Origin of the sequence: Nitratidesulfovibrio liaohensis, from assembly GCF_011682075.1 — a bacterium.
Taxonomy (GTDB): Bacteria; Desulfobacterota; Desulfovibrionia; order Desulfovibrionales; family Desulfovibrionaceae; genus Cupidesulfovibrio; species Cupidesulfovibrio liaohensis.
Genome location: NZ_VSMK01000533.1, coordinates 1 through 1,491, shown reverse-complemented (window position 1 = coordinate 1,491; position 1,491 = coordinate 1). Strand labels below are relative to the sequence as shown.

1 protein-coding gene is annotated in these 1,491 nt (G+C 71.8%); it reads right to left on the bottom strand.

Annotated features, from left to right (window positions below; translation table 11 throughout):
- Nucleotides 1–344: 344 nt before the first annotated feature.
- The coding region (locus FVW27_RS15370) for an ASKHA domain-containing protein (protein ID WP_167126755.1) at nt 345–1,491 on the bottom strand (1,147 nt) is incomplete at its 5' end.

Genomic DNA, 1,491 nt, shown 5'->3' with positions numbered 1-1,491 from the left:
ATGGGCCGGAGCGCGGGGCCGGTGTCGTGGCGTCCGGCGTGGTGCGCGGGCGCGGCTGCGGGCGGTTTGCGCTGTGCGCCGCCCGGATCGTGAGTACTCGGAATCGGTGGAAGCGGGCGGGCACGTGGCCAGCCGGGCTTTCCGGTGTTCGGGGGGCCGCTGGTGGTCCTGCTGATACGGGGGACCGGGGCGGCTGGAAGCACCATTGCGGTGCGGCCTGTCAGGCTGTTGCGGCATCCCGCCCGCACGTTGGGAGTGCGGCTGGGGCCTGTTTGCGGACGGTTCTGCCTGCCGTGGCGGCATGCTGCGGTGCCGTGCTGTCAGTGCCGTACCGTTGCGCCGTGTCAGCGAAAGCGCATGTGGCGCAGGAACACGGCGGAAAAATCGCTGGCGGTGGTCAGGTCCACCACGCGGCAGCCGGTGCGCCAAGCATTGATGCGCGCGCGCAGTTCGGGCCGCAACAGCAGCAGTTCCGCCCCGCGCAACGAGGCGTTGCCCACGGCCCGCGTGCGCCCGGCCACCCCTGCGGGCAGAAATCCCAGTGTTTCGAGGTCATCGGGGCGGGCGTGCTCGCCCAGCGCCCCGGCAAGATACACGGCGTACAGCGCCGTTCCGGGCATGTCTGCTTCCGCCAGCAGCCGTTCGTAGGCCAGGGAGAAGGCGGCCTTCACCTTCAGCACCTCTTCTATGTCGCCCGCTGAAAGATGCAAGCCCCCGGGCAGGGGCAAGCGCCGTTCGCCGCGCACCTCGGCCAGTGATGCGGCAAGGCGACGCGCCAGCGGGGAATGCGGTTCCATCACGAAGCGACCGTCTTCGTCAAGCAGCCCGGCGCGCAACAGCACCCGGAGCAGCGAAAGATAGCCCGTGCCGCACAGGTGGGTGGGGGCGGCGGGGGTGCCGTCATCTTCCGACAGCACGGTGGGCACAAGCCCGGCGGGGCCGAGGGTGAACGAGGCAATGGCCCCCGGCTGGGCCACCCCGCCGCAGGACAGGCCGATGCCCTCCAGCGCGGGGCCAAGGGCCACGCTGGTCACCAGCGCGCTGTTCGGCCCGGTGGCCAGCACGAATTCCCCGTTTGTGCCCAGGTCAGCCAGCAGGAAGGGAAAGCGGGGCGATGCGGCCTGTGCCGGGCCAGGGCCTGCGGGGTGTAATGGACCAGACGCGCTGTCCTTGCCGGGCGCATCCGCCAGCCCGCCGTACAGCAGCGCCGCCATGCCCGCCCCCACATCGCCGCCCACGAAGGGCGCGGGCTGCGGGGGAATCCACACCTCCGGCCCGGCGGCCCTGCCGGTCGATCCGGTCAAGCCGGGCAAGTCTGCCAGTTCGGGCAGGATTTCCGCAGTGCCGCCCGGATAGTCCAGACGGTAGGGCGCGGCGGCAAGGCCGGACACCTCGCGGCCAAGCAGAATGGCGGTCATGGCCGAGTTGCCCGCCACGCACAGCCCCTGCACCGGGCCGGGCAGCCCGGCGGCGATGCGGGCCACGGCAGAT